Annotated in this window: 22 protein-coding genes and 1 pseudogene; 10 read left to right on the top strand and 13 right to left on the bottom strand. The window is 66.7% G+C overall.

The features are described from left to right. The first annotated feature begins 560 nt into the window (after positions 1–560). The gene (locus HWY45_RS02915; RefSeq protein WP_230946910.1) at positions 561–1472 is read left to right on the top strand and encodes a hypothetical protein; all 912 of its coding nucleotides are present in this window, start codon (positions 561–563) and stop codon (positions 1470–1472) included. 120 nt (positions 1473–1592) lie between these two features. On the opposite strand, the gene argG is transcribed toward HWY45_RS02915, so the two are convergent. From argG to HWY45_RS02900, 3 genes are all read right to left on the bottom strand, one after another. Continuing rightward, positions 1593–2927, bottom strand: coding sequence for an argininosuccinate synthase (gene argG / locus HWY45_RS02910; RefSeq protein ID WP_059884455.1), 1335 nt, complete (start codon positions 2925–2927; stop codon positions 1593–1595). Between the two features lie 281 nt (positions 2928–3208). Further along, a complete protein-coding gene (locus HWY45_RS02905; protein ID WP_059563326.1) occupies positions 3209–4279 on the bottom strand; it encodes an FUSC family protein in 1071 nt (356 codons plus the stop codon). A gap of 129 nt (positions 4280–4408) precedes the next feature. Next, a complete protein-coding gene (locus tag HWY45_RS02900; RefSeq protein ID WP_059807378.1) occupies positions 4409–5944 on the bottom strand; it encodes a sensor domain-containing diguanylate cyclase in 1536 nt (511 codons plus the stop codon). Positions 5945–6486: 542 nt separating this feature from the next. Between HWY45_RS02900 and HWY45_RS02895 the strand changes: the two genes are divergently transcribed. After that, complete coding sequence (locus HWY45_RS02895; protein WP_059884454.1) at positions 6487–8031, top strand: amino acid permease; 1545 nt, start codon at positions 6487–6489, stop codon at positions 8029–8031. Between the two features lie 89 nt (positions 8032–8120). Here the strand turns inward: HWY45_RS02895 and HWY45_RS02890 are convergent, their stop codons facing one another. Next, the gene (locus HWY45_RS02890; protein WP_059807381.1) at positions 8121–8414 is read right to left on the bottom strand and encodes a hypothetical protein; all 294 of its coding nucleotides are present in this window, start codon (positions 8412–8414) and stop codon (positions 8121–8123) included. Between the two features lie 330 nt (positions 8415–8744). Between HWY45_RS02890 and HWY45_RS02885 the strand changes: the two genes are divergently transcribed. From HWY45_RS02885 to HWY45_RS02875, 3 genes are all read left to right on the top strand, one after another. After that, positions 8745–8990 carry a DUF3717 domain-containing protein gene (locus tag HWY45_RS02885; RefSeq protein WP_059563372.1) on the top strand — a complete coding sequence of 82 codons (246 nt, stop codon included), beginning with the start codon at positions 8745–8747 and terminating at the stop codon, positions 8988–8990. A 98-nt stretch (positions 8991–9088) separates the two neighbouring features. Continuing rightward, a complete protein-coding gene (locus HWY45_RS02880; RefSeq protein WP_230946911.1) occupies positions 9089–9490 on the top strand; it encodes a hypothetical protein in 402 nt (133 codons plus the stop codon). Next, a complete protein-coding gene (locus tag HWY45_RS02875; RefSeq protein WP_059563322.1) occupies positions 9487–9963 on the top strand; it encodes a DUF2846 domain-containing protein in 477 nt (158 codons plus the stop codon). The genes HWY45_RS02880 and HWY45_RS02875 overlap by 4 nt, the downstream gene beginning before the upstream one ends. Before the next feature lie 33 nt (positions 9964–9996). On the opposite strand, the gene HWY45_RS02870 is transcribed toward HWY45_RS02875, so the two are convergent. From HWY45_RS02870 to catA, 5 genes are all read right to left on the bottom strand, one after another. After that, on the bottom strand, positions 9997–10788 hold the full coding sequence (locus tag HWY45_RS02870) for a 1,6-dihydroxycyclohexa-2,4-diene-1-carboxylate dehydrogenase (RefSeq protein WP_059807385.1): 792 nt from the start codon (positions 10786–10788) through the stop codon (positions 9997–9999). Next, positions 10785–11804, bottom strand: coding sequence for a benzoate 1,2-dioxygenase electron transfer component BenC (gene benC, locus HWY45_RS02865; RefSeq protein ID WP_059884453.1), 1020 nt, complete (start codon positions 11802–11804; stop codon positions 10785–10787). Before benC ends, HWY45_RS02870 begins: the two co-directional genes overlap by 4 nt. A 13-nt stretch (positions 11805–11817) precedes the next feature. After that, on the bottom strand, positions 11818–12309 hold the full coding sequence (benB, locus tag HWY45_RS02860) for a benzoate 1,2-dioxygenase small subunit (protein WP_059563319.1): 492 nt from the start codon (positions 12307–12309) through the stop codon (positions 11818–11820). Continuing rightward, positions 12306–13673: a benzoate 1,2-dioxygenase large subunit gene (gene benA, locus HWY45_RS02855; RefSeq protein ID WP_059884452.1), complete on the bottom strand. Its 1368-nt coding sequence runs from the start codon at positions 13671–13673 to the stop codon at positions 12306–12308. The genes benB and benA overlap by 4 nt, the downstream gene beginning before the upstream one ends. A 107-nt stretch (positions 13674–13780) precedes the next feature. Further along, positions 13781–14701 (bottom strand): catechol 1,2-dioxygenase, encoded by a 921-nt coding sequence (catA, locus tag HWY45_RS02850; protein ID WP_059884451.1) that lies wholly within the window; start codon positions 14699–14701, stop codon positions 13781–13783. 200 nt (positions 14702–14901) lie between these two features. On the opposite strand from catA, the gene HWY45_RS02845 reads away from it, so the two are divergent. From HWY45_RS02845 to HWY45_RS02835, 3 genes are all read left to right on the top strand, one after another. Beyond that, positions 14902–15819: a LysR family transcriptional regulator gene (locus HWY45_RS02845; protein WP_059563316.1), complete on the top strand. Its 918-nt coding sequence runs from the start codon at positions 14902–14904 to the stop codon at positions 15817–15819. A 161-nt stretch (positions 15820–15980) separates the two neighbouring features. Continuing rightward, positions 15981–16781 (top strand): alpha/beta fold hydrolase, encoded by an 801-nt coding sequence (locus HWY45_RS02840; RefSeq protein ID WP_059884450.1) that lies wholly within the window; start codon positions 15981–15983, stop codon positions 16779–16781. Continuing rightward, positions 16778–17746 (top strand): WD40/YVTN/BNR-like repeat-containing protein, encoded by a 969-nt coding sequence (locus HWY45_RS02835; RefSeq protein ID WP_059884449.1) that lies wholly within the window; start codon positions 16778–16780, stop codon positions 17744–17746. Before HWY45_RS02840 ends, HWY45_RS02835 begins: the two co-directional genes overlap by 4 nt. Positions 17747–17805: 59 nt before the next feature. Here the strand turns inward: HWY45_RS02835 and HWY45_RS02830 are convergent, their stop codons facing one another. Together HWY45_RS02830 and HWY45_RS02825 are read right to left on the bottom strand one after the other, a co-directional pair. Then, positions 17806–18153, bottom strand: coding sequence for a hypothetical protein (locus HWY45_RS02830; protein ID WP_059563313.1), 348 nt, complete (start codon positions 18151–18153; stop codon positions 17806–17808). Positions 18154–18338: 185 nt separating this feature from the next. Next, entirely contained in the window at positions 18339–18983 is a 645-nt protein-coding gene (locus HWY45_RS02825) for a TetR/AcrR family transcriptional regulator (RefSeq protein WP_059884448.1), read from the bottom strand. A gap of 95 nt (positions 18984–19078) precedes the next feature. Here HWY45_RS02825 and HWY45_RS02820 point away from each other — a divergent pair, with 95 nt between their 5' ends. Then, complete coding sequence (locus tag HWY45_RS02820) at positions 19079–20326, top strand: glycosyltransferase (RefSeq protein ID WP_059807405.1); 1248 nt, start codon at positions 19079–19081, stop codon at positions 20324–20326. Here the strand turns inward: HWY45_RS02820 and hutC are convergent. Together hutC and HWY45_RS02810 are read right to left on the bottom strand one after the other, a co-directional pair. After that, the gene (hutC, locus tag HWY45_RS02815) at positions 20310–21005 is read right to left on the bottom strand and encodes a histidine utilization repressor (RefSeq protein WP_059807408.1); all 696 of its coding nucleotides are present in this window, start codon (positions 21003–21005) and stop codon (positions 20310–20312) included. The two genes, HWY45_RS02820 and hutC, sit on opposite strands and share 17 nt — an antisense overlap. A 169-nt stretch (positions 21006–21174) precedes the next feature. Next, positions 21175–22299: pseudogene (locus HWY45_RS02810) on the bottom strand (porin). A 275-nt stretch (positions 22300–22574) separates the two neighbouring features. Here HWY45_RS02810 and HWY45_RS36695 point away from each other — a divergent pair. Continuing rightward, complete coding sequence (locus HWY45_RS36695) at positions 22575–22817, top strand: hypothetical protein (protein ID WP_230942371.1); 243 nt, start codon at positions 22575–22577, stop codon at positions 22815–22817. Positions 22818–22826: the final 9 nt, after the last annotated feature.

Raw genomic sequence — 22826 nt, 5'->3', positions numbered from 1 at the left:
TTACTTCGTAACAGAAAGTAATAAATAAATACCGAAGCAACCACATAACCAACAACCGAGGACCGCGCGGGCCGAACAGCCGCGTGGATGACCATCAAATGGCCCGTCGTTTTCCGATCTGGCGCGCAGGCATTGGCCGACTGCGCGTCGTCTGCATGTGCTTGCCGTCGCAAGCTTCCCGCCGTGCGTTGCCGGCGATCTCAACGTGCCGCGCACGATCGTCAATCAGGTAACTAATACGATCCGAGTCTGACCGAGGGCGAGCCCTCGGTCGCGGGGCCGCGCGTCAACTTCATCCTGGCGAATCCGAAGGGCATCACCGTCAACGGTGAGGCGTCGATTTTGCCATGGCGTTCAGCCAGTCCGTTGACTGACGTTACATCAGACGCCTCTTTGAGGCGATCACGCGCGCATCTTCGATTGCACTGAAATTTTCGATCGAGAGGTTTTAGGGGAGGTACGTAAAAAGGCAAAGCATGACGCGATTTTTATTGAAAAAACGCAATACACAGAAATTCAAATTTTAATTACCAAAGATGCATCGTAACTCGGGGGTTGAATTGAAGAAGAGTTCTCTTGGTTTGTTGGCGGCTGGTGTGATCTCGATGTTCGTCGTCGCGGGATGTGGTGGCGGTGGCGATGGTGGCGGCACGCCGGCAAACTCCGGCGGCGCGGCGAATGCGGCCAGTGCGCCCGTCGTCGCGTCTACGCCTGTTGCTGCCAGCGCTCCGGTCGCTTCGTCGCAACCCGTAACGGTCGGCGAAGCGCTACCCAGCCTGACGACCCCGCAGACCGGATCGACGGCCGCGACGGCCACCACTCCAATCGGAATCTGGACAGCCTCCGGCACCCTCGGCTACACGACCATTGCCCTCGTCGATCCGCACAACAACCTGACCACGATGAATACGTTGGGATCGTTCGTGATGTCCGACGATTTCACGAATCTGACGGTGAATGGCGCGACATGGTCCCTGAATTCGGGAATCAACTTCAACGCCAGGACCGGATTCACCACGAGAATCGACTCCGGATCCGGGGCGTACAGCGCGAAGCAAACACTGTCCGGAACCATGAGCGAAGGCGGTACCGCGTCGAACTTCACGTGGACCTACAACGCGGCAAATGCCCTGAGCGTCACGCAGGATAGCGTCGTGGGCACGTGGGCGACGACGAACGCGTCGTTCACGATCGGATCGGGTGGCACGGTGAGCGGCACGCTGAGCGGTTGCAACATGAGCGGCACGTTGACGCTCGCCACGCCCGGCTCGAATCAGAACATGTACGACATGACCTTGACGGCATCGTCGTCGACGGGCTGCCAGGTGCCGGCAGGCGTTCCGCTGTCGGGGAGTGCGGCCATCATGTTCGTGCCGATCCGCGGGACCAACGGTTTCCAACGATCCATCCTGTATGTGCTGCGCGCGGCCGATTACAGCTTCGTCGCATACGGCCAGGTCATCAAGCAATAAACGTCGGATCGAATCGCACGCGGCGCTTTGACAGGCCGCGTGCCTTGCCCGGAAACGGGCGGGGAGGAGTTCGACATGCGGCCGAACGGCTTTCCCCGTCCGGCCGCAAGAAAAGAAGACTTACTTGCTTTCGTCCTTGATCTGCGGCAGCGCCGAAGCCTCACCCGGCGTCAACAGCCCGACCTGCGTATAAACGCGCAGCTTGTCGCGCGTATCCGTGATGTCGAGGTTGCGCATCGTCAGCTGCCCGATCCGATCGCGCGGCGAGAACGTCGACGCAACCTTCTCCATCGACAGGCGTTCCGGCTGATACGTCAGATTCGGCGACTTGGTGCTGAGAATCGAGTAGTCATTGCCGCGACGCAGCTCGATCTTCACCTCGCCGGTCACCGCGCGCGCGACCCAGCGCTGCGCCGTTTCACGCAGCATGATCGCTTGCGGGTCGAACCAGCGGCCTTGATACAGCAGACGGCCGAGACGACGCCCGTTCTCGCGGTACTGCTCGATCGTGTCTTCGTTGTGGATGCCGGTGACGAGACGCTCGTACGCGATGTACAGCAGCGCGAGGCCCGGGGCTTCATAGATGCCGCGGCTCTTCGCCTCGATGATCCGGTTTTCGATCTGGTCGCTCATCCCGAGCCCGTGACGGCCGCCGATGCGGTTCGCCTCGAGCAGCAGCTCGACCTGATCCTTGAACTCGACGCCGTTCAGCGCGACCGGCTGGCCTGCTTCGAAACGAACCGTCACTTCTTCCGCCGCGACCTTCACGTCATCGCGCCAGAACGCGACGCCCATGATCGGGTTCACGATCTTGATGCCGCTTTCGAGGCTTTCCAGATCCTTCGCCTCGTGCGTCGCGCCGAGCAGGTTCGAGTCGGTCGAATACGCCTTCTCCGCCGACATCTTGTACGCGAAGCCAGCCTGGTTCATGAACTCCGACATTTCCGCGCGGCCGCCGAGCTCGTCGATGAACGTCTGGTCGAGCCACGGCTTGTAGATCTTCAGGTCCGGGTTCACGAGCAGGCCGTAGCGGTAGAAGCGCTCGATGTCGTTGCCCTTGTACGTGCTGCCGTCGCCCCAGATGTTGACGCCGTCTTCCTTCATCGCGGCGACGAGCATCGTGCCCGTCACGGCGCGGCCGATCGGCGTCGTGTTGAAGTACGTGATGCCGGCGGTCGAGATGTGGAACGCGCCGGATTGCAGCGCCGCGATGCCCTCGGCCACGAGTTGCGCGCGGCAGTCGATCAGGCGGGCGCCGGCCGCGCCGTATTCGATCGCACGTTTCGGGATCGCGTCGTAATCGTCTTCGTCGGGCTGGCCGAGGTTCGCCGTGTATGCGTACGGGACGGCGCCCTTGAGTTTCATCCAGTGCAGCGCGGCGCTGGTGTCCAGGCCGCCGGAGAAGGCGATACCGACCTTCTGGCCGGTCGGGAGGCTTTCGAGAATCGTGCTCATAGGAATTACCGAGGATTGAAGTCCGGTTGGATCGTATTTCGCGGAATATGCGAGTATCGACTGTCCGGGAACTTGGGGCAAGGGTTGATTTCGGGCCGGCGGCCCCGCCGGGCCTGTCGCAGCGGGCCGGAGCACCCGCCCGGCGGCACCGGAAGCGCGTCGCGGCCCGGGCCCGGCTCAGGGGCCGGATCGATGGCGGACAGCCCGCGCGCCCGCGCGAACCGGCAGGAATGCACCACGCAGGTGCATTCTCGGCCACGCACGGCCGCCGTGGTCGGCACTCAGATATTCCACGCCCGCGCCGTATCCAGCAGCCGTTCCCGCAACTGGTCGACCTCGGCGGCCAGCTTCGCCGAAATCGACACGTACCCGGACAACTGCGGCGGCGGCGCGTCGACCTGCGCATCCTGCCGCCGCCGGGTCGCGCCGAGCCGGCTCGGCGTGCCGAACTTCAGCGCGCGGCTCGCGCCGACCAGCACGTCGCGGATGTTCCGGTTGGTCGCCTTCATCGCGACGCGCATATAGTCGCGCGCGGCCGTGTCGTCGCGGGCCGGCAGCGCGCTCGACAGGATCTCGAGATAGCCGATGCACAGGCGCAGGCCGCGCTGGATCGCCTCGAGCTGCGCCATCGAGATCTCGCACTCCTTCGACACGGACGGCATCAGCGAGCGCAGCTGCACGAGCAGCGCGCTCAGTGCGGCCATGTCCTTCAGGTGCGCCTCGTCGCTGACCTGCCGGTCGCCGGCGATCCGCGCGTGCACGGCGGCGCACGCGCGCAGCGCGTCGGCGAGCTTGTAGCGCCACGAATAGGTTGCATAGAGCGGCAGCGCGAACGAGAACGACAGCGCGATCACGATGCCGACCAGCACGTTCACCGCGCGCCACAGGCCGTCGACGATCTCGTTGTCGCCGTGCCCGGCGACGATCACCATCGTGATCGCCGACAGCAGCGCGATATAGCCGGCCTTGCCGATCGCGTGATACGCGCAGACGCCGCACGCGACCGCCATCACCGCGTAGATCGCGAGCGGCGCGTGGACGACCGAGTGCAGCAGGATCAGCAGCAGCCCGGCGAGCGCGCCGATCGACGTGCCGAGCGCGCGCTCGGCCGCTTTCTTGCGGATGTTGCCGTGATGCTGCAGGCCGCCGACGACGATCAGCACGGTAATCGTCGACCACTCGCCGTGCGGAATCCGCAGCCCGGTCGACAGGCCGATCGACATCAGGATCGCGAGCGACACGCGCGCCGCGTGGATCAGCTTCGCGTGCCGGTAACGGCGGTAGGGGTCGAGCAGCGGGCGGAGCGCGCTACGGACGAGGGTCGGCAGCCGGGTGTGGAGCAGGGCGGTCATGGCGGAAAGCGGGTGACGAGGAAACGCGCCGGCGGGCGGCCCGGCCGGCGTCGCGTCGCGGCTGCGATCAGACGTAACGCTAGCGGAACGGGCGCGGACTGTCCACGCCAAGGGCCGAATGCCGCCCCGTCACGCTTCCGTGCGGCTCAGCGCCGTGTCCCACACGCGGTTGCGGCCGCCGGATTTCGCGTGATAGAGCGCCTCGTCCGCGAGCTTGAGCAGCGTCGCGGCGCTCATCGCGCGGTGGCCGCCGGTGGTCGCGGTGCCGATGCTGACGGTGACGTGCCCGTACGGGCTCATCACGTGCTCGATGTCGAGCTCGGCGATCGCGCGCCGCAGCGCCTCCGCGACGGTCGCCGCGCCGCGCGCGTCGGTGTCGGGCAGCGTGACCACGAATTCCTCGCCGCCGTAGCGCGCGACATGGTCGCCCGGGCGGCGCAAGACGCGCAACGCGCACTGCGCGACCTGGCGCAGCACGTCGTCGCCCGCCTGGTGGCCGTAGAAGTCGTTGAAGGACTTGAAGTGGTCGACGTCGACGAACAGCACGGACAGCGCCCGGCCGCTGCGGCTTGCGCGCTGGGCTTCCTGCGCGAGCACGGCGTCGAACGTGCCGCGGTTGTCGAGGCCGGTCAGCGCATCGGTGTGCGCGAGGCGCACCAGCTTCGCTTCGGCCACCTGCCGGCGCCGCAGCTCGCGCGACAGCAGCACCGAGCCGGTCGCGATGATGACCGTGAAGGCCATCATCAGCACCACGATCCAGATCGCGCGGTCGCGCCACGGCGCATACACGTCCTCCTCGGCCGGCGCGACGTTGACGATCAGCGGCAGGCCGCTCATGTGCCGGTAAACGAAATAGCGCCGCACGCCGTCGATCGACGCGCTGCCGTTCAGCACGCCTTCGCGCTGCGCGAGCGCCTGGGCGAACAGCGGCGCCTTGCTCAGGTCGCGGCCGACCATGGCCGGGTCGTACGGCAGCCGGCACACGAGCGCGCCGTTGTCCTCGACGATCGACGCGGTGCCGCGCTTGCCGACCGCGATGCCGTCGAGCAGCGCGCGGAAGTAGTCGATGCTTAATGTGCCGACGACGATGCCGCCGAACGAGCCGTCCGGCCGGTCGATCCGGCGGCTCAGCGCGATCGTCAGCGCGCCGTTGCGCAGCCGGGACGCGTACGGCTTGCTGATGAACAGCCCGTGGCTGAGCTTGTCGCGCTGCGCGATGAAATAGTCGCGGTCGGCGAAATTGCCGCGCCGCGCGGGCATCGAGCGGGAATCGATGATGATGTCGCCCTGCGGGTCCATCACGAAAATCGAGCCGAGATAGCGGCCGGTGGCCGCGCGGTCGAACAGCATCCGGTGCCGCAGCGCCGGCGGCAGCGCCATCAAGGCCGGATCGGTGACGCCGTCGACGACGTTCTGCAGCGACAAATCGTACAGCTCGATATTCCGCGCGACGTCGCGCTCGATGAGCAGCATCAGGTTGCGGGCATTGTCGATTGCGTGGCGATAGGCGTCCTGGCGCGCTTCGGCCAGCACCGATACGCACAAACTCCAGCTGAACAGCAGCAGCGCGAAGCCGGAAACGATGATGCCGTTGGGCGACAGGATCCGTGCGACTGTCGCAGCAACAGGGCGGCGCAACGCTTGCAGCGGCGGGAAGGGGATCATCCTGATGGGATTAAGGGGCGGAAGATGCGCGCATTGGACGATCCCGCACGATTATTTCGAGATATTCCATATTATCTCGCGAACTTCAACGAACTGACCATATTGCCAAACGCGGTTCATGGTTTGACGCGAATCCGACCCGATTACAGTGCATGACCGTGATCGGCAGTAGCGCGCCCCGATTTGAATCGACACGGTAGTTTCTGCATTTTGTCCGATTATCGTCAATCTGGCGGGCCGGTTTTCAGGCTAATCGGTATTTTGACGGTTCCGGACCAGCCGGCCGGTGGGCGTCCGACGCAGGCGCGCCTGTGGACACGCCTGACCCAGCCGGCCGCACCCAGCCGGCCGCGCCCAACCCCTTGATTCCGCCAAGGCTGCGCGGTGGACGAATCAGGTAGAATCCGCGCTTCGCCGCAGGCGCCCGGCGCGCGACATGCCCGGGGCGCTGCATCGCTGCAGGCCGCGGAGCGCATCGTGCCCCGGTTTCGCACGGGCGCCGGCCCTGCCGGCCGTCGGCCCGCTCAACGTTCGTCCGTTTTATGTCCGCACTTCCGAATCCCGACCGACCCGGTTCGCCCGAGAACCCTCCCAAGCTCCACCGTGCGCTGAAAGCGCGCCACCTGACGATGATCGCGATCGGCGGCTCGATCGGCACCGGCCTGTTCGTCGCGTCCGGCGCGTCGATCTCGCAGGCCGGCCCCGGCGGCGCGATGGTCGCGTACATGCTGATCGGCCTGATGGTCTACTTCCTGATGACGAGCCTCGGCGAGATGGCGGCGTTCATGCCGGTGTCGGGCTCGTTCGCGACCTACGGCGCGAAGTACGTCGACGAAGGCTTCGGCTTCGCGCTCGGCTGGAACTACTGGTACAACTGGGCGGTGACGATCGCGGTCGAACTGGTCGCCGCGCAGCTCGTGATGCATTACTGGTTCCCGGATGTGCCGGGCGTCTGGTGGAGCGCGGCGTTCCTCGCGCTGATCTTCGCGCTCAACGCGCTCACCGTGCGCGGTTTTGGCGAGGCGGAATACTGGTTCGCGCTGATCAAGGTCGTCACCGTGGTCGCGTTCATCGGCGTCGGCCTGCTGATGATCTTCGGCATTCTGAAGGGGGCGCCGCACAACGGCTGGAGCAACCTGACGATCGGCGACGCGCCGTTCGCGGGCGGCCTGCCGGCGATGATGGGCGTCGCGATGATCGCGGGCTTCTCGTTCCAGGGCACCGAGCTGATCGGCGTCGCGGCCGGCGAATCGGAAAACCCGCGCACGACGATCCCGCGCGCGGTGCGCCAGGTGTTCTGGCGGATCCTGCTGTTCTACGTGCTGGCAATCTTCGTGATCGGCGTGCTGATTCCCTATACCGACCCGAACCTGCTGAAAAGCGACGTGACCGATATCGGCGTGAGCCCGTTCACGCTGGTGTTCCGTCACGCGGGCCTCGCGTTCGCGGCCGGCGTGATGAACGCGGTGATCCTGACCGCGGTGCTGTCGGCCGGCAACTCGGGCATGTATGCGTCCACGCGGATGCTGTACAACCTCGCGACCGAAGGCCGCGCGCCGAAGCTGTTCGCGAAGCTGTCGCCGGGCGGCGTGCCGCGCAACGCGCTGTATGCGACGACGGCGGTCGGCGCGCTGTGCTTCCTCACCTCGCTCTACGGCGACAAGACGGTCTACATGTGGCTGCTGAACACGTCGGGCATGACGGGCTTCATCGCATGGCTCGGCATCGCGGTGAGCCATTACCGGTTCCGCAAGGGCTACGTCGCGCAGGGCTATTCGCTCGACCAGCTGCCGTACGAATCGAAGTGGTTTCCGTTCGGCCCGCTGTTCGCGTTCGTGCTGTGTATCGTGATCGCGCTCGGCCAGGATTATCAGGCGTTCCTCGCGAACCGGATCGACTGGGTCGGCGTGCTCGCGACCTACGTCGGCATTCCGCTGTTCCTCATGGTGTGGGGCGGCTACCGGCTCGCGAAAAAGAGCCGCTTCGTGCGCTACGAGGACATGGAAATCGCGCCGTGGGTGGACGCGAGCCGGGATTCGCAGCGCGTGAAGGTGCAGACGGTGTCGACGCCGGAAACGGCGGCATGAACGATGCGGCGCATGACGCCGCCGCGCTCCGGACGAAACGGGAAGCCTGCGGGCTTCCCGTTTTTTTTCGCGTGGCGGATGACGGCGCGTCAGTAGCGGCCGACGACCCCATTCCGGTTGCCGTGCACGCCGATGCGCACATGCTCGCTTTCCAGGTCGGCGCGTGCGACGACGAAGGCCTGGTTGGCGCGCAGCCGCTTCGGATTCGGAATGCCGGACGCGCCGGTGAGCGCGCTCGACCACTGCGGTGCGTTCGCGGTGCCGCGGTTGTAGTCGACGTGGACGTCTACGTCGTCCGGGCCGGGATTGGTGATCGTGACCGGGGAATGCTGACCGAAATCGAACGCAAGCGTACCTTCCGCGGCGATGTTGAACTGGGGCATGTCGCCCTCCTCGAAAGAATGTCGGTGATGCCGTCGTGGCGCGACGCGACGCACGCGCCGACGGCGGGGAACGCCGCGCCGATTGGCGATGGGCGGCTGGGAATCAGGTTAAGCGCGGCCGTCGTGCGGTGAAATGCGGCATTCGTCATGGGCCGTTCGGCCCGATCGCGCGGCCGGCCCGCGTGATTTTTTTATCGGCACCGGCCTGCATGCGGTCAAAGCCGGTTATATTTCCCGACCCTGCCGGGCCGCGGATCGGCCGCCGCCCGGTGTTTCAATCGCTCCGTCGGGGCCGGCATGGCGCGCGGGGCGCGCAACCAAGAGGAATTCATGAGCGCATCACCTGCCGAGCGGACGGCCGAGACCGTCTCCATCGTGCGAATCGAAGCGGCAATCAATGCGTGGCGCGAAGTGTATCCGCCGGCTCCGGACGGCGAGGACGGCTATGCGCTCGACGCCGGCAGCAACTGCCTTGCCGAACTCTATGGCGCGATGATCTGCTACCAGCAGGCGAGCGTGCCGCTCGACACGTTGAACACCGATCAGCGCGACGCGCTGTTCGCGACGGAGGGGTAACAGGACGGTCCGGTCGGCCCGGCCGCCCGACGCCGTTGCCGCCGCTCAAGCCCGGGCCGATTCTGTCGACAACATGGGGATCGCGATGGAGGGTCTCTATGGAATCGATGAAACAGCGAGCGGCTGCATGGTGCGGGGCCGCTCTCATGTTCGCCGCGCTGGCGGGATGCGCGCCGGCGATCGTGGCCGAGGACGCGCACCTGGTTGCGCCGGCAACCGGGTTGCCGAATCGGGTCGTGCAGCAGGAGGCGATCATCCACCTGTCGACCGGCTTCGATCGCCGGATCGCGGCCGGTACGCAGTGGCGATTCGTCGGAACCTTGCCTCAAGGCCGGGTGTTCCGCGCCGTTAACACGGTCTTTGCCATCGTCGGCCGGCAAGAGCACGAAGCGTATCTGGTGCTCGACGACAACCGGCTCGTTGGCTTCTACTTGCCCGGCGTAGCGCATTTTTCTCCGCTGGACCCGCCTGTGTCACTTCAACTGGGAGATGTCCGATGATCGGAAAGTGCCGTGCATGGCTGTTCGCCGCCGGTGTAACGTTGCTCGCGAGCGGTTGCGCGTCGGGGCCGCAATACAGCGAGATGGCCAAGTCGATCCCGCCGCTGGCGGCCGATCACGGCCGCATCTACTTCTACCGCACGAACATGTTGTTCGGCGCGGCGATCCAGCCGCAGATCAAGCTGAACGACGAAGCCGTCGGCCGCTCGCAGCTCGGCAGCTTCTTCTACGTCGACAAGCTGCCCGGCAACTACAAGGTGACGACCACGACCGAAACGGAAGAGGCCGTGACGTTCAAGCTCGACGCGGGCGAGACGAAATACGTGCGGACCTACGCGACGATGGGCGTGCTCGTGTACCGCGTCGTGCCGTCGCTGGAAGACGAGGCGGTGGGGATGGGCCGGATCCGCGAACTCAAGTACTCGGTCGACAACACGCCGGCCGACCAGCAGAAGTGGAACCGGCAGAAGTAACGCCGCACTGATCGACGCCGCGCGCAGCCGGCGTCACCCCTGATCCCCACCCCCCACCGGCAGCACCGACCCGGTGATGTACGACGCCTCGTCCGACGCGAGGAACAGGATCGCGCCGACCTGCTCGTCGATCGTCCCGTAGCGGTGCATCGGGCTCGACGCGATGGTCTGGTCGACGATCGCCTGATACCAGTGCGTTTCCTGCACGCTTGGCGGCTCGGCGTTGCGCGGCACGATGCGCGGCGGCGCGTCGGTGCCGCCGGTCGCCACCGCATTCACGCGAATTCCGTGATGCGCCTGCTCGAACGCGAGGCTTGCGGTCAGCGCGTTGACGCCGCCTTTCGCGGCCGCGTATGGAATCCGGTGGATGCTGCGCGTCGCGATCGACGACACGTTGACGATCGCGCCGCGCTTGCGCTCGATCATCCCCGGCAGCACCGCGTGGCAGCACCACAGCGTCGGGAACAGCGAGCGGCGGATCTCGGCCTCGATCTGCTGCGGCTCGTACGCGTCGAACGGCTTCGCCCAGATTGTGCCGCCGACGTTGTTGACCAGCACGTCGATGCGGCCGAACGTGCCGAGCGCGGCCTGCGCCATCTGCGCGGCGCCGTCGGCGGTTTCGAGATCGGCGAGCACCGCGATCGCGCGGCCGCCTTCCTTCTCGATGTCGGCAGCGACGTCGCGCACGGTCGGCGCGCGATCGACGAGCACGAGCGTCGCGCCTTCCCGCGCGGCGCGCAGCGCGACGCCGCGGCCGATGCCTTGTCCCGCGCCGGTGACGACGACGACCTTGTCCGCGAAGCGGTTCGGATGGGGTGTGTTCATGCCGCGTTGCTCGACGAGAATTTTTCGAAATACAGGTTGGCCGGCGTCACGCCGCATTCGCGCAGCCACGCCTGCACCGCATCGACCATCGGCACCGGGCCGCACAGGTAGATGTCGACGTCGCCGTCGTTCAGCCAGGCCGGATCGACGTGCGCGGTCACGTAGCCCTTGCGCGGATGCGCGCTGCCCGCATCGGCGACGCAGGTGCGGTATTCGAAGCCGGGCAGGCGGCGCGTGACGTCGTCGAGCTGGTCGAGCGCGACGAGATCGGCGTCGTTCGTCACGCCGTACACCATGTGCACCGGCTGGCCGTTCGCGCGCGCCGCGCACACGTCGAGCATCGACAGGAACGGCGCGATGCCGGTGCCGCCCGCGAGGAACAGCGCGGGCCGCGCCGCGTCGCGCAGGTAGAAGCTGCCGTGCGGGCCGGAGAACGCGATCCGCTGGCCGGGCGCGGCGTCCTGCGCGAGATAGCCGCTCATCCGGCCGCCCGGCACGTTGCGCACGATGAACGACACGCGCGGCGTGCCCGGCTGCGAGCTGAACGAATACGAGCGCGACGACGTCGTGCCGGGAATCTCGACGTTCACGTATTGCCCGGCGAGGAAGCCGAGCTGCTCGGGCGTGTCGAGGTCGATCGCGAAGTGCAGCGTCGAGTCCGACAGTTTCTCGACCGCCGCGAGCGTGCCTTCATGGCGCGCGGCGCCGGTCTTGCACGCGCTCGACGAGGCCGGCACGCGGATCACGCAGTCGCCGCGCGGGCGGGTCTGGCAGGCCAGCACCATGCCCTGGGCGGCTTCGTCGGCGGTGAGCGCATCCTCGATGTAGCTCGATTCGGGCAGCTCGTAGTCGCCCGACTCGCACTGGCAGCGGCAGGTGCCGCAGGCGCCGTCGCGGCAGTCGAGCGGGATGTTGATCTGCTGGCGATAGGCCGCGTCGGACAGCTTCTCGCCGTCGCGGCACGAGATGAAGCGGGTCACGCCGTCTTCGAATTGCAGTGCGATGGTGTGTTCCATGATCGTCTCGAAATCAGATGTGATAGACGTCGATGACCTGATTGATGTAGTCGTTCTTCAGCACGACATACTTGTTCAGGATCTGCGGCGCGTCGCCGTTGAAATCGATCACGTAGCGCGACATGCCGAAATAGGTCGACACGGTCTTGTAGCGGAAGCTCAGCGTGTGCCAGTTGAAGCGCACCGTGCAGACGCCGCCCTCGTGCTTCTCCAGCTCGACGTTCGCGATGTTGTGGCAGGTGCGCGTATCGGGCATCGTCGCGCTCGAGCGCTCGGTCTTGATGCGGAACACGCGATCCTCGAGGCCTTGCCGGTTCGGGTAGAAGATCAGCGAGATCTCGCGCTGCGGATCGGTGACGAGCGTGTCGTCGTCGTCCCACGACGGCATCCAGAACTGCGCGTCGGGGTGGTAGCAGGCGAGCCAGTCGTCCCACTGCTCGTCGTCGAGCAGGCGGCTTTCGCGGTACAGGAACGCCTGGACGTCGGCGATCGAAATCGTGTTCATGCGGGGCTCCGTTCGGCGTCGATGGCCTTTTTCATCGTCTCGGCCCAGTAGCGGTGCTGCACCGTGTAGAGCCCTTCGTCTTCGGTCTTCACGCCGCTCATCACCGGGTTCAGGCCGATCTTGCGCGCGGCGTCGTCCGGGCCGTCGATCCAGTGCGTCGAGCCGCGGCACATGTCGTTCCACGCAACCGCGATGCCCGCGTAGCCCTGCTGGCATGCGCGGAATTCCTCGAGATCGTCGGGCGTCGCCATCCCGCTCACGTTGAAGAAATCCTCGTACTGGCGGATGCGGCGCGCGCGGGCGTCGGCTTCCTCGCCCTTCGGCGCGATGCAGTAGATCGTCACTTCGGTGCGGTTCACCGACAGCGGGCGCAGCACGCGGATCTGCGAGCCGAACTGGTCCATCAGGTACACGTTCGGATACAGGCACAGGTTCCGCGAGTTCTGGATCATCCAGTCGGCGCTCTCGCTGCCGCAGCGCGCGGCGAATTCGTCGCGGCGGCTGAAGTTCGGGCGGTCCTCCGGGTTCGACCAGCGCGTCCACAGCAGCATGTGCCCGCGCTCGAATGCGTAGAAGCCGCCGCCCTGGCGGCCCCAGCTGCCGGCGTCCATCGCGCGGATCTTGTCCTCGCGCGCGTTCTGCTCCTTGCGGTGGTTCGTGGTCGCCGCGTAGTTCCAGTGCACGGCCGACACGTGGTAGCCGTCTGCGCCGTTCTCGGCGGTCAGCTTCCAGTTGCCTTCGTACGTATAGGTCGACGCGCCGCGCAGCACTTCGAGCCCTTCGGATGACTGATCGACGATCATGTCGATGATCCGCGCCGCTTCGCCGAGGTGTTCCTTCAACGGCGGCACGTCGGGGTTCAGGCTGCCGAACAGGAAGCCGCGATAGCTTTCGAAGCGCGCGACCTTCTTCAGGTCGTGCGAGCCTTCCTTGTTGAAGCACTCGGGGTAGCCGGCGCCTTCCGGGTCCTTCACCTTCAGCAGCTTGCCGCTGTTGTTGAAGGTCCAGCCGTGGAACGGGCACGTGTAGGTCGCCTTGTTGCCGCGCTTGTGGCGGCACAGCATCGCGCCGCGATGCGTGCACGCGTTGACGAACGCGTTCAGCTCGCCCTGGCGGTTGCGCGCGATGAACACCGGCTGGCGGCCCATGACCGTCGTGTAGTAATCGTTAACGTTCGGAATCTGGCTCTCGTGCGCGAGGTAGATCCAGTTGCCTTCGAAGATGTGCTTCATCTCCAGCTCGAACAGCGCTTCGTCGGTGAACGCGCTGCGATGCAGGCGATAGTCGCCGCTCGTCTTGTCCTCGACGAGGAAATCGTCGAGCGAGCGCACGGCGGGCGTGCGGTCCGGATAGATCGGGATCATCGGGTGTCTCCAGTGTCGGCCGGCGCCAGCGTTGCGGTGCTGGTTCCGGCGCGATGCAAAGCGATGGGGCGATGCGCGCGCGGCGTGGCGCGCACCGGTGAATCGGCTCAGGCGGCGGCGCGGGTGCGCGCCACTTCGGCCGCGGGCGCCGCGGCATGCACGCCGTGCAGCCGGAAGTCGAAATCGATCGACGCGAACGGCCGGTCGACGCCGTGGCCGTCGAGCGCCGCGGGTGCGCTCACGCGCTCGATCGCGGGCACGAGGCCTTCGCGGCTCGCGAACGCGAAGTCGTCCCACAGGTACGCGTCGCCGTCGATGTTGATCTGCGTGGTCAGCTTGCGGTGGCCCGGCGCGGACACGAAGAAGTGGATGTGCGCGGGGCGGCGGCCGTGGCGGCCGAGCTTGTCGAGCAGGCGCTGCGTGGTGCCGTCCGGCGGGCAGCCGTAGCCGACCGGCACGATGCTGCGGAACTGGTAGCGGCCGTGCGCGTCGGTGACGATCGTGCGGCGCAGGTTGAACGCGCTTTGCGTCTTGTCGAAGAACGAGTAGTTGCCCCGCAGGTTCGCGTGCCAGACCTCGACCTTCGCGCCCGCGAGCGGCACGCCGTCGTCGCCGTACACGGTGCCCTGCATGAACAGCAGGTCGCCGTCCGCTTCGTCCGAGCCGTCGTCGAGGCGCGCGAAGCCGATGCTCGCCGGCGCGCCGGCCACGTACAGCGGGCCTTCGATCGTGCGCGGCGTGCCGCCGGTCAGGCCGGCCTTCGCTTCGGCTTCGTCCATGCGGATGTCGAGGAAGCGCTCGAGGCCGAGGCCCGCGGCGAGCAGGCCGAGCTCCTGCGTCGCGCCGGCTTCCGACAGGTATTCGATGCCTTTCCACACCTCGGACGGGGTCAGGTCGAGATCCTCGATCGCCTTGAACAGGTCGGCGGTCAGCCGCACGACCACCTGCCGGACGCGCGAGTCGGCTTCGCCGCGCGCCGCGCCGACGATGAACCCTTCGACGAGGGCTTCGATGTCACTGTGGGTCATTGTCTTCTCCTGGCTCTGATGGGCCGCGCTCCGGCGGGATGCGCGTATTTCCTCTGACCTGCACCGTTCGGACCGTTGGGGCGTTGATGCCCTGGAGGTATAGTTGTGGGGTTCCGAGCAGGCAGTTGAAGGATAGTTGCGCGTGAAATGCGCCGTCCAACACTGATTTAGTATCAGTTCCATATCTCAGGGGTATAGAAATGGAGTTGCGGCACCTTCGTTACTTCGTCGCGGTGGCCGACGAGCGGAATTTCACGCGCGCGGCGGAGCGGCTGCACATCGCGCAGCCGCCGCTGAGCCGCCAGATCCAGCAGCTCGAGGAGACGCTCGGCGTGATGCTGTTCGAGCGCAACACGCGGCCGCTGAGGCTGACCGACGCGGGGCGCTTCTTCTATTCGCACGCGGTGCAGCTGCTCGCGCAGACGGCCGAGCTGGAATCGATGACGAAGCGGATCGGCAAGATCGAACGCAGCATGTCGATCGGCTTCGTCGGCTCGACGCTGTACGGGATGCTGCCGAAGATCATCCGGCGCTATCGCGACGAATGCCCGGCAGTCGAGCTGAGCTTGCACGAGATGTCGACGATGGACCAGATCAAGGCGCTGAAGGAGGGGCGGATCGATGTCGGGTTCGGCCGCATCCGCCACGAGGATCCGAGCGTGCGGCGCGTCGTGCTGCGCGAGGAGCGGATGATCGTCGCGCTGCCGCTCGGCCATCCGCTCGACGGCGCGAAGCAGGTGCTGTCGCTGCACGACCTCGTCAACGACACGCTGATCATCTTCCCGAAGGCGCCGCGGCCGAGCTACGCGGACCAGGTGCTGGCCGCGTTCCACGACCGCGCGCTGAAGCCGCGGCGCATCTACGAGACGCGCGAGCTGCAGATCGCGCTCGGCCTCGTCGCGATGGGCGAGGGCGTGTCGGTCGTGCCGCAAAGCGTGTACGGGCTGAAGCGCGACGACGTCAGCTACAAGCCGCTCGACGATCCGAACCTCGTGTCGCCGATCATCATGAGCATGCGGATGCTCGACGAATCGGAGGACATCCGCGCGATGCAGGCGCTGATCTATCGGCTCTACGACGAAGCGAAGATGGATTACCTGCCGCCGCAGCAGGAGTGAAGGCGGCGCGACGACGACGTGATTGCCGATGCCGTGACCGCGCCAGGCGCGGGGCAGCGGCGGCGTGCATGCTTGACGGGTTGCCCGTCGCCGCGCCAACATGGCCGCCAACTTGCCGGACCGCATGCGTCCGGCCGCATTCAAACATCCGACACACCGACATGACCGATATCGTGACCGAGGAGACCTGGATCGCGACGCCGCACGGGCGTCTCTTTGCGAAACGCTGGCGCGGCGTACCTGCGCCCGCCGCCGCCGCGTGCCCGATCGTGCTGCTGCACGATTCGCTCGGCAGCGTCGCGCTGTGGCGCGACTTTCCGGAACAGCTCGCGCAGGCGACGCGCCGTGACGTGATCGCCTACGACCGGCTCGGCTTCGGCGAGTCCGATCCGCATCCGGGGCAACTGTCGCCGACGTTCGTGCGCGACGAGGCCGACCATGCGTTTCACGCGCTGCGCGAGCAGCTCGGCATCGCGTCGTTCGTCGCGTTCGGCCACAGCGTCGGCGGCGGGATGGCGGTGGGGGCGGCCGCCGCGTATCCCGCCCGGTGCCGCGCGCTTGTCACGGTGGCCGCGCAGGCCTTCGTCGAGGCGCGCACGCTGGACGGCATTCGCGAGGCCGGGCGCCAGTTCGCGGAGCCGGGCCAGCTCGAGCGGCTCGCGCGCTATCACGGCGACAAGGCGGAATGGGTGCTGCGCGCGTGGGTCGATACGTGGCTGTCGCCGGCGTTTCGCGACTGGAGCCTCGACGACGTGCTGCCGCAGGTGCGCTGCCCGACGCTCGCGATTCATGGCGCGCAGGACGAGTACGGCTCGTCCGCGCATCCGGACCGCATCGCGTCGCGCGTCGCGGGGCCGTCGTCGGTCGTGATGCTGAAGGCGTGCGGGCACGTGCCGCATCGCGAGCAGACAGGCGTCGTGCTCGATGCGGTGAAGGATTTTCTGGTGCGGCACGGGGTGTGAGCGATTCGATGCGCTATGCCCAATGGACCCGGACGATCGTTGCCGCAGCGTTGCTCGCATGCGGACGCGCGGCATGCGCCGACGATGCGGGCAATCCGTTGCACAAGCTGGAGATCGGCCGCCTCACGGTTTTCCAGAAGTATTCCAAATACCTGCGGTTCGAACTGGCCGACGGCCGGCGCGTTGCCGTAACCGATACGGCAGGCTTCTATTGGCCGCCGGTCAACGCCGACACGCAAGGGCGCTTCTACGTCGGCAACAAGGTCATCGATAGCGTCAGCGGCCGCATGGTAAAAACCGACCCGGACCGGCACGCGATCGTCCTCGGTTCCCGCTACACCGTGTCGGCCGACGACGCCCGTCATGCGGTGAAGATCCGGCGCGGCGCGCACGTATGCGAAGTCGACGTCAGGAAGCTGGGCCTCGATTCGGCGGACGAGCGTGCCAGCGCGTTCCTGCACGGCGCGATCCGCTTCGTGGATGCGGACGGGCCGCTGGTGGGCCTGGTGACGCTGAGCGGCTCGGACGCTGGCGATACCCGGTACCTCACCGTCCGCATTGCGCCCGATACCTGCGCGGTCACGTCAACCGATCTCGGTAATCCGGATTTTCTCGTCGAACTGGGATGGACACCGGACGGACGCTGGTGGATCACGGGCGCGACCGAGGGAACGCTGATTCGGTCCGACGACGGCATCACATGGGCCACGACCAAGCTGCCCGACCGCATTTCGCAGACGGTCAGTGCGTACGTGGCCGACCCGCGGCATGTGTGGCTCGCCGCCAATCATGCGGACATGACGAACGAGGACTACCCCGAGATCGTGTATTCGGAGGATGGCGGCAAGACGTGGACGCCGCTCACTTGGCAAAGCAAGCTGATGTCGCGCGTTCCACCATACTGGCTGGAAGGGCAAATGCGTGCGCGCGGCAAACCGGTGGCGAACGCGCCCAACGCGCGCTGACGCGCACGCCGGCGTATTCCCGCACCGCCCGGGCGCCTGAGCGCCCGATCCGGCGGCGGTCAGAACGCGAGCTGAATCGCGAGATCGACCGCCAGCAGCGCGATCGAACAGCCGATGCCGAGCATCACGTTCGGCAGCCGATGCTCGAAGTCGCGATCCTTGCGCATCGCCGCGCCGAGCAGGAAGACCGCTTCGACGACGATCTGCGCGCCGACGAACAGCAGCATCAGCAGATACTCGTAGCCCATCCCCTTGAAGCCGGCGAAGTGCATCCCGTGATCGCGGATCCACTGGCCGACGCGCAGCAGTTCGTAGACGAACAGCGCGGCGGGAAACAGGTAGCTGATGAAATAGGTAGGCGCGCCGGCGTGCCGTAGTTCGAAGTGGAAATGATGCGTGGTGGCCATCACGAATCCTCCTTGCAAACGGGGTTGCGATCGCGGCGACGTGCGCATCCGAGGGTTTGCCCGGTGCACAGTGCGCAGCCGTACGCCACCAGCATACTGCCGCGCGGCGGATTTGGCATGAGCGGTGTATCGCAATGGCGACGCCGGCTTACGATTGCCGTACATCGGCTGCGATATCACGTCACTTATGCGCGCCGCGCGCCTTTCGACGGCGCTTTCACCTCCGCCCCTTCGACGAAAAACCTCGTGACCGCCTGAAACTCCCGCTTCAGCGACAGCCCCGGCGCGTTCAGCCAGCGCAGCATCGCCCCGAGATACAGGTGATGGAACCATGTCGCGAGCTGATCGGCGGGCAACGACGGGTTCAGTTCTCCCGACTGTTGCCCCGCGGCGATGAGCTGCTGCCACACGAGCGCGATGTCGCTGCCGTGCGCGCCGCCGCCTTCCGGTTCCGCCGCGTCGATGGTCAGGAAGCGGTGCTTCAGATACGCGAGCAGGTAGACCGGATGCTGCTCGCACCACGCGGCCGATGCGTCGAGCACGCACGCGATGCGCGACGCGAACGTCTTGCGACGCGCGACGTCGCGTTGCAGATGCGCGAGATCGCGTGCCAGTTCGCCTTCGAGCCAGTGCGCGAGCACGGCTTCCTTGGTCGGGAAATGGTTGTACAGCGTGCGCTTCGCGACGTCCGCTTCCGCGGCGATCTGCTCCATCGTAACCGTGTCGTAGCCGTGCGCGTCGAACAGGCGCGCGGCGGTTTCGGCGAGATGGGACAGCATCTGGATGCGCTTGCGCGCGCGGCGGCCCGGATCGTCGAGGGTGGGTTCCATGGCGAAGGTCTTTACAGAAAGTGTACGAGTTGCATTAGTATACGACGTGCATTTTTGTGATGCCATTCCATCGTACTGCGTTCACGGAGTTCAGCATGAAGCTCGTCATCGTCACCTACGGCACCGAAGGCGATGCGCGCCCGCTTGCGGCGCTCGGCCGCGCGCTGATCGACGCCGGCCACGACGTGCGGCTGCTGGCCGACGCCGCGACGCTCGGCTCGGCCGCCGCGCTCGGCGTGCCGTCGGCCGCGCTGTCGGGCGACATCCGCCGCGCGCTCGCGCCGGGCGAGGCGTTGTCGGATGCGGTGAACGGGCGGGGCGGCTTCAACGACACGTCGAAGGCGCTCGCCGCAATCGCGAATGCGAACACGGCCGCGTGGATGCGCGAAGTCGCCGACGCGTCGGCCGGCTGCGACGCGATCGTCGCATCGGGGCTCGCGGCGTTCGTCGGCCTGTCGGTGGCCGAGTATCGCGGCATTCCGGCGATCGGCGCGGGCCTCATCCCGATCACGCCGACGGCGGAGTTCGCGTCGCCGTTCCTGCCGCCCGGCAAGCTGCCGCGCTGGCTGAACCGCGCGAGCCACCGGTTCGTGAATGCGCTGCTGTGGCATGCGTTCCGCCGCGCGACCAATGCGGCGCGCGCGAGCGTCTGCGGGTTGCCGCCGCGCAAGCGCGTGTGGACCGAGCATCCGATGCTGTACGGCGTGTCGCCGGCGCTATTGTCCGGCCCCGCCGACTGGCCGGACCACGCATGCGCGTGCGGCCAATGGAGCGTCGACGATCCGGCGTGGACGCCGCCGCCCGAGCTCGCCGCGTTTCTCGATGCCGGCGCGCCGCCGATCTATGTCGGCTTCGGCAGCATGGCGGGGTTTGACCGGCCGGCATTGGCCGATGCGCTGGCAAAGGCGCTCGACGGCCGCCGTGCGCTGTTCTATCCGGGATGGAGCGGGATCGACGCGCGCACGCTGCCGGGCAATGTGTTCGTCGTCGGCGACACGCCGCATCGCTGGCTGCTGCCGCGCACGTCGATGGCGATTCATCACGGCGGATCCGGCACCACGCACTCGGCGGCGCGCGCGGGCGTGCCGTCGGTCGTCGTGCCGTTCGCGGGCGACCAGTTCTTCTGGGCGCACCGGCTGCGGCGGCTCGGCGTGGCCGGCGCGCCGGTCGCGGGCCGGCGGATGCAGGCCGCCGAACTCGCGCGCGGCATCGCGTTCGCGGAACGCGCCGACACGCGGGCGCGCGCCGCGGAACTGGGCGCGCGCATGGCACGGGAGGAGGGGTTGCGGCGCGCGGTGGCCGCGCTCGAGCGCTGGGGCGCCCGCGTCAGAAATGCCCGGTAAAGCGATACCGGCTGCCCGGGTGCCACAGGTTGACGGTCGACGCGACCGCGCCTTGCGACCATGTGCGCCGGTGCAGCATCAGGCACGGCTCGCGTTCGTCCATCGTCAGCAGGCTGCGCGTTTCGGCGTCGGGCATCGCGGCCTCGATCCGGTATTCGACGCGCTGCAGCGGCGCGACGCGCATCAGGTACTGGTTCGGCGTGGTCGCGGTGAAGTCCTGCAGCGCGTATTCGGGCGCGCAGGCCGGATTGACCCAGCGTTCCTCGAGCTGCACGGGGGTGTCGTTCTCGAAGTGCAGCACGCGCGAATGGAAGATCGGGCTGCCCGCGTCGAGCTGCATCTCGTCGGCGAGCTTCGCATCGGCGACGCTCGCGCCGACCAGCAGCACCTGCGCACGATAGCCGTGGCCGCGCGCGGCGACTTCGTCGGAAATGCTGCGGATCGCGACGAGCGTCGATTCGTACTTCGGCGACGCGACGAACGTGCCCGATCCGCGCGTGCGCGTCAGCACCTGCTCGGCGGTCAGCTCGCGCAGCGCGCGGTTGACGGTCATCCGCGCGACGTTGAATTCGCGCGCGAGCTCGTTCTCCGACGGCACCTGGTCGCCTTCCGCCCATTCGCCGGCGTGAATGCGCGCGAGGATGAAATCCTTGATTTCCTGATAGATCGGTGTGGTCATGGGGATCGCAATTCCAGAGACGGCCGCCGCCCGCCACCGAATGCCGGCCCGGCGCGCGCCCGGCGCCGAGTGTACCGGTTTCCCGGCGGCACCGGCGCGAATTCCTGGATGATCCCTTGTCGGGCGGCGCGCGTCCATGCGGGATTGCACAGAGGCGCCCGCCCGCCGGTCAGAACCGGTGCCGCATGCCGACGGTGCCGACCACCTGCGTATTCGTCGACGACGCCGCCACGCCGTTGATGTTCGCGAAGCCGAGCGTCGCGCCCGACGGCACGCCGAACTGGTGCTGGTACACGCCTTCCACGTACACGTCGGTGCGCTTGCTCAGCGCGTAGTCGGCCATCAGCGTGACCTGGTGCCACTTCGGGCGGTGGGTGCCGGTGGCGTCGTCGTAGCGGCCGTTGGTGAACGTATACGCGCCGGCGAACGATACCGCCGGGTTCAGCGCGTAGCGGGCGTTGACCTAGTAGTTGTCGAAGCGCAGCGAATTCAGCGCGCCCGGCAGCGACGACGCGGCCGTTTCGTCGAACATCGAATGGGTCCACAGCGCGCCCACCGTCAGCCGGTCGAACGCGTAGCTGCCGCCGGCGCCCACCACGCGCTGGCGCGCGGCGGGGAAGTTCGGCGCGTCGTTGCTGGACAGCGCGCCGGCGAGCGTCGTGCCGCCGCGATTGAGCTGCAGGTAGGCCGCGCCGAGGCTGACGGGGCCGTTCGCGTACGATACGCCCGCGCTGTACGCGCGGTTGCTCGAGAAGCCGGGCTGGTTGCTGAAGCCGTACAGGCCGCTGAACTGCACGCCGGCGATCGTCGGGCTCGTGTACTTCACCGCGTTGTCGATGTAGAACGAATCGTCGACGTTGTCGTTGTCGAACGGGTGCGCGGCGAGATTGTTGCCGTCGCCGTTGTTCGACATCGCGAGCGGGCCGAGCATGTCGACGACGGAGTCGTATTGCCGGCCGAGCGTCAGCGTGCCGTAGCGGTCGCTCTGCAGCCCGACGTATGCGCGGCGGCCGAACATCGTGTTGCGGTACGACTGCGTGCCGTTGTTCAGGTTGAACCCGCTCTCGAGCCGGAACAGCGCATGCAGGCCGCCGCCCAGATCCTCCGCGCCGTTCAGGCCGAACACGGTGTTCGACAGCAGCCCGCTGCCCTGCTGCCAGGTGCTCTTGCCCGACTGGTTGTTCGTATAGGCGATGCCGGCGTCCAGCATGCCGTAGAGCGTGACGCTGCTTTGCGCGTGGGCGGCCACGCTGATCATGGCGAGGGACAGCGCGCCGACGACTTCTTTTTTCATTTTCGACTTCCTGGAAAGACCCGTTGCGACGGGGAACGACGAATGACGGAGATCCCGTCCTGAACCTGGCGGCGATTCTAGGAATTGCGGTGAAGAGACGGTGTATAGACTGTCGGCGCGTTTGAAAAAATCACATAAAGGCGAGAATTGCGTCGAATGCGTTTTTTACGGGTTTTTTACTCCACGCCCTGAAATTGAACACCGCTTTGATACGCGGATTCCTACACTGGCGCTTCCCATTCTCCCGTGGAGCGTGGGGTGTGACGGTGCCGCGGATGACCCGCGCACATCAAACAAAAACAGGGGAAAGCGATGTTGTGGATTTCCGGAGCCCTATCGGCCGTGCTCTTCATCTATCTCTTCCATGCGTTGATCAGGCCCGAGCGGTATTGATTCGCGCGATTCGACAGGAACAGGAAAATATCGGTGAATCTATGAGCGATCTGGTTTTCATACTGGTCACGCTGGCGTTCTTCGCGTTGACGGCCGGTTTCATCAACGGTCTGGACAGGATTTGAGCGAGCGTC

It is taken from the genome of Burkholderia stagnalis (genome assembly GCF_902830275.1).
In the GTDB taxonomy this organism is placed as follows: Bacteria; Pseudomonadota; Gammaproteobacteria; order Burkholderiales; family Burkholderiaceae; genus Burkholderia; species Burkholderia stagnalis.
Note: the sequence above shows the minus strand (reverse complement) of the source record. Positions and strands in the feature narration are given on the sequence as shown.

Coding starts and splice junctions, on each gene's coding strand:
- argG (WP_059884455.1), bottom strand. CDS start 2,927: ATGAGCACGATTCTCGAAAGCCTCCCGACCGGCCAGAAGGTCGGTATC.
- HWY45_RS02905 (WP_059563326.1), bottom strand. CDS start 4,279: ATGACCGCCCTGCTCCACACCCGGCTGCCGACCCTCGTCCGTAGCGCG.
- HWY45_RS02900 (WP_059807378.1), bottom strand. CDS start 5,944: ATGATCCCCTTCCCGCCGCTGCAAGCGTTGCGCCGCCCTGTTGCTGCG.
- HWY45_RS02895 (WP_059884454.1), top strand. CDS start 6,487: ATGTCCGCACTTCCGAATCCCGACCGACCCGGTTCGCCCGAGAACCCT.
- HWY45_RS02890 (WP_059807381.1), bottom strand. CDS start 8,414: ATGCCCCAGTTCAACATCGCCGCGGAAGGTACGCTTGCGTTCGATTTC.
- HWY45_RS02885 (WP_059563372.1), top strand. CDS start 8,745: ATGAGCGCATCACCTGCCGAGCGGACGGCCGAGACCGTCTCCATCGTG.
- HWY45_RS02880 (WP_230946911.1), top strand. CDS start 9,089: ATGGAATCGATGAAACAGCGAGCGGCTGCATGGTGCGGGGCCGCTCTC.
- HWY45_RS02875 (WP_059563322.1), top strand. CDS start 9,487: ATGATCGGAAAGTGCCGTGCATGGCTGTTCGCCGCCGGTGTAACGTTG.
- HWY45_RS02870 (WP_059807385.1), bottom strand. CDS start 10,788: ATGAACACACCCCATCCGAACCGCTTCGCGGACAAGGTCGTCGTCGTC.
- benC (WP_059884453.1), bottom strand. CDS start 11,804: ATGGAACACACCATCGCACTGCAATTCGAAGACGGCGTGACCCGCTTC.
- benB (WP_059563319.1), bottom strand. CDS start 12,309: ATGAACACGATTTCGATCGCCGACGTCCAGGCGTTCCTGTACCGCGAA.
- benA (WP_059884452.1), bottom strand. CDS start 13,673: ATGATCCCGATCTATCCGGACCGCACGCCCGCCGTGCGCTCGCTCGAC.
- catA (WP_059884451.1), bottom strand. CDS start 14,701: ATGACCCACAGTGACATCGAAGCCCTCGTCGAAGGGTTCATCGTCGGC.
- HWY45_RS02845 (WP_059563316.1), top strand. CDS start 14,902: ATGGAGTTGCGGCACCTTCGTTACTTCGTCGCGGTGGCCGACGAGCGG.
- HWY45_RS02840 (WP_059884450.1), top strand. CDS start 15,981: ATGACCGATATCGTGACCGAGGAGACCTGGATCGCGACGCCGCACGGG.
- HWY45_RS02830 (WP_059563313.1), bottom strand. CDS start 18,153: ATGGCCACCACGCATCATTTCCACTTCGAACTACGGCACGCCGGCGCG.
- HWY45_RS02825 (WP_059884448.1), bottom strand. CDS start 18,983: ATGGAACCCACCCTCGACGATCCGGGCCGCCGCGCGCGCAAGCGCATC.
- HWY45_RS02820 (WP_059807405.1), top strand. CDS start 19,079: ATGAAGCTCGTCATCGTCACCTACGGCACCGAAGGCGATGCGCGCCCG.
- hutC (WP_059807408.1), bottom strand. CDS start 21,005: ATGACCACACCGATCTATCAGGAAATCAAGGATTTCATCCTCGCGCGC.
- HWY45_RS36695 (WP_230942371.1), top strand. CDS start 22,575: ATGACCCGCGCACATCAAACAAAAACAGGGGAAAGCGATGTTGTGGAT.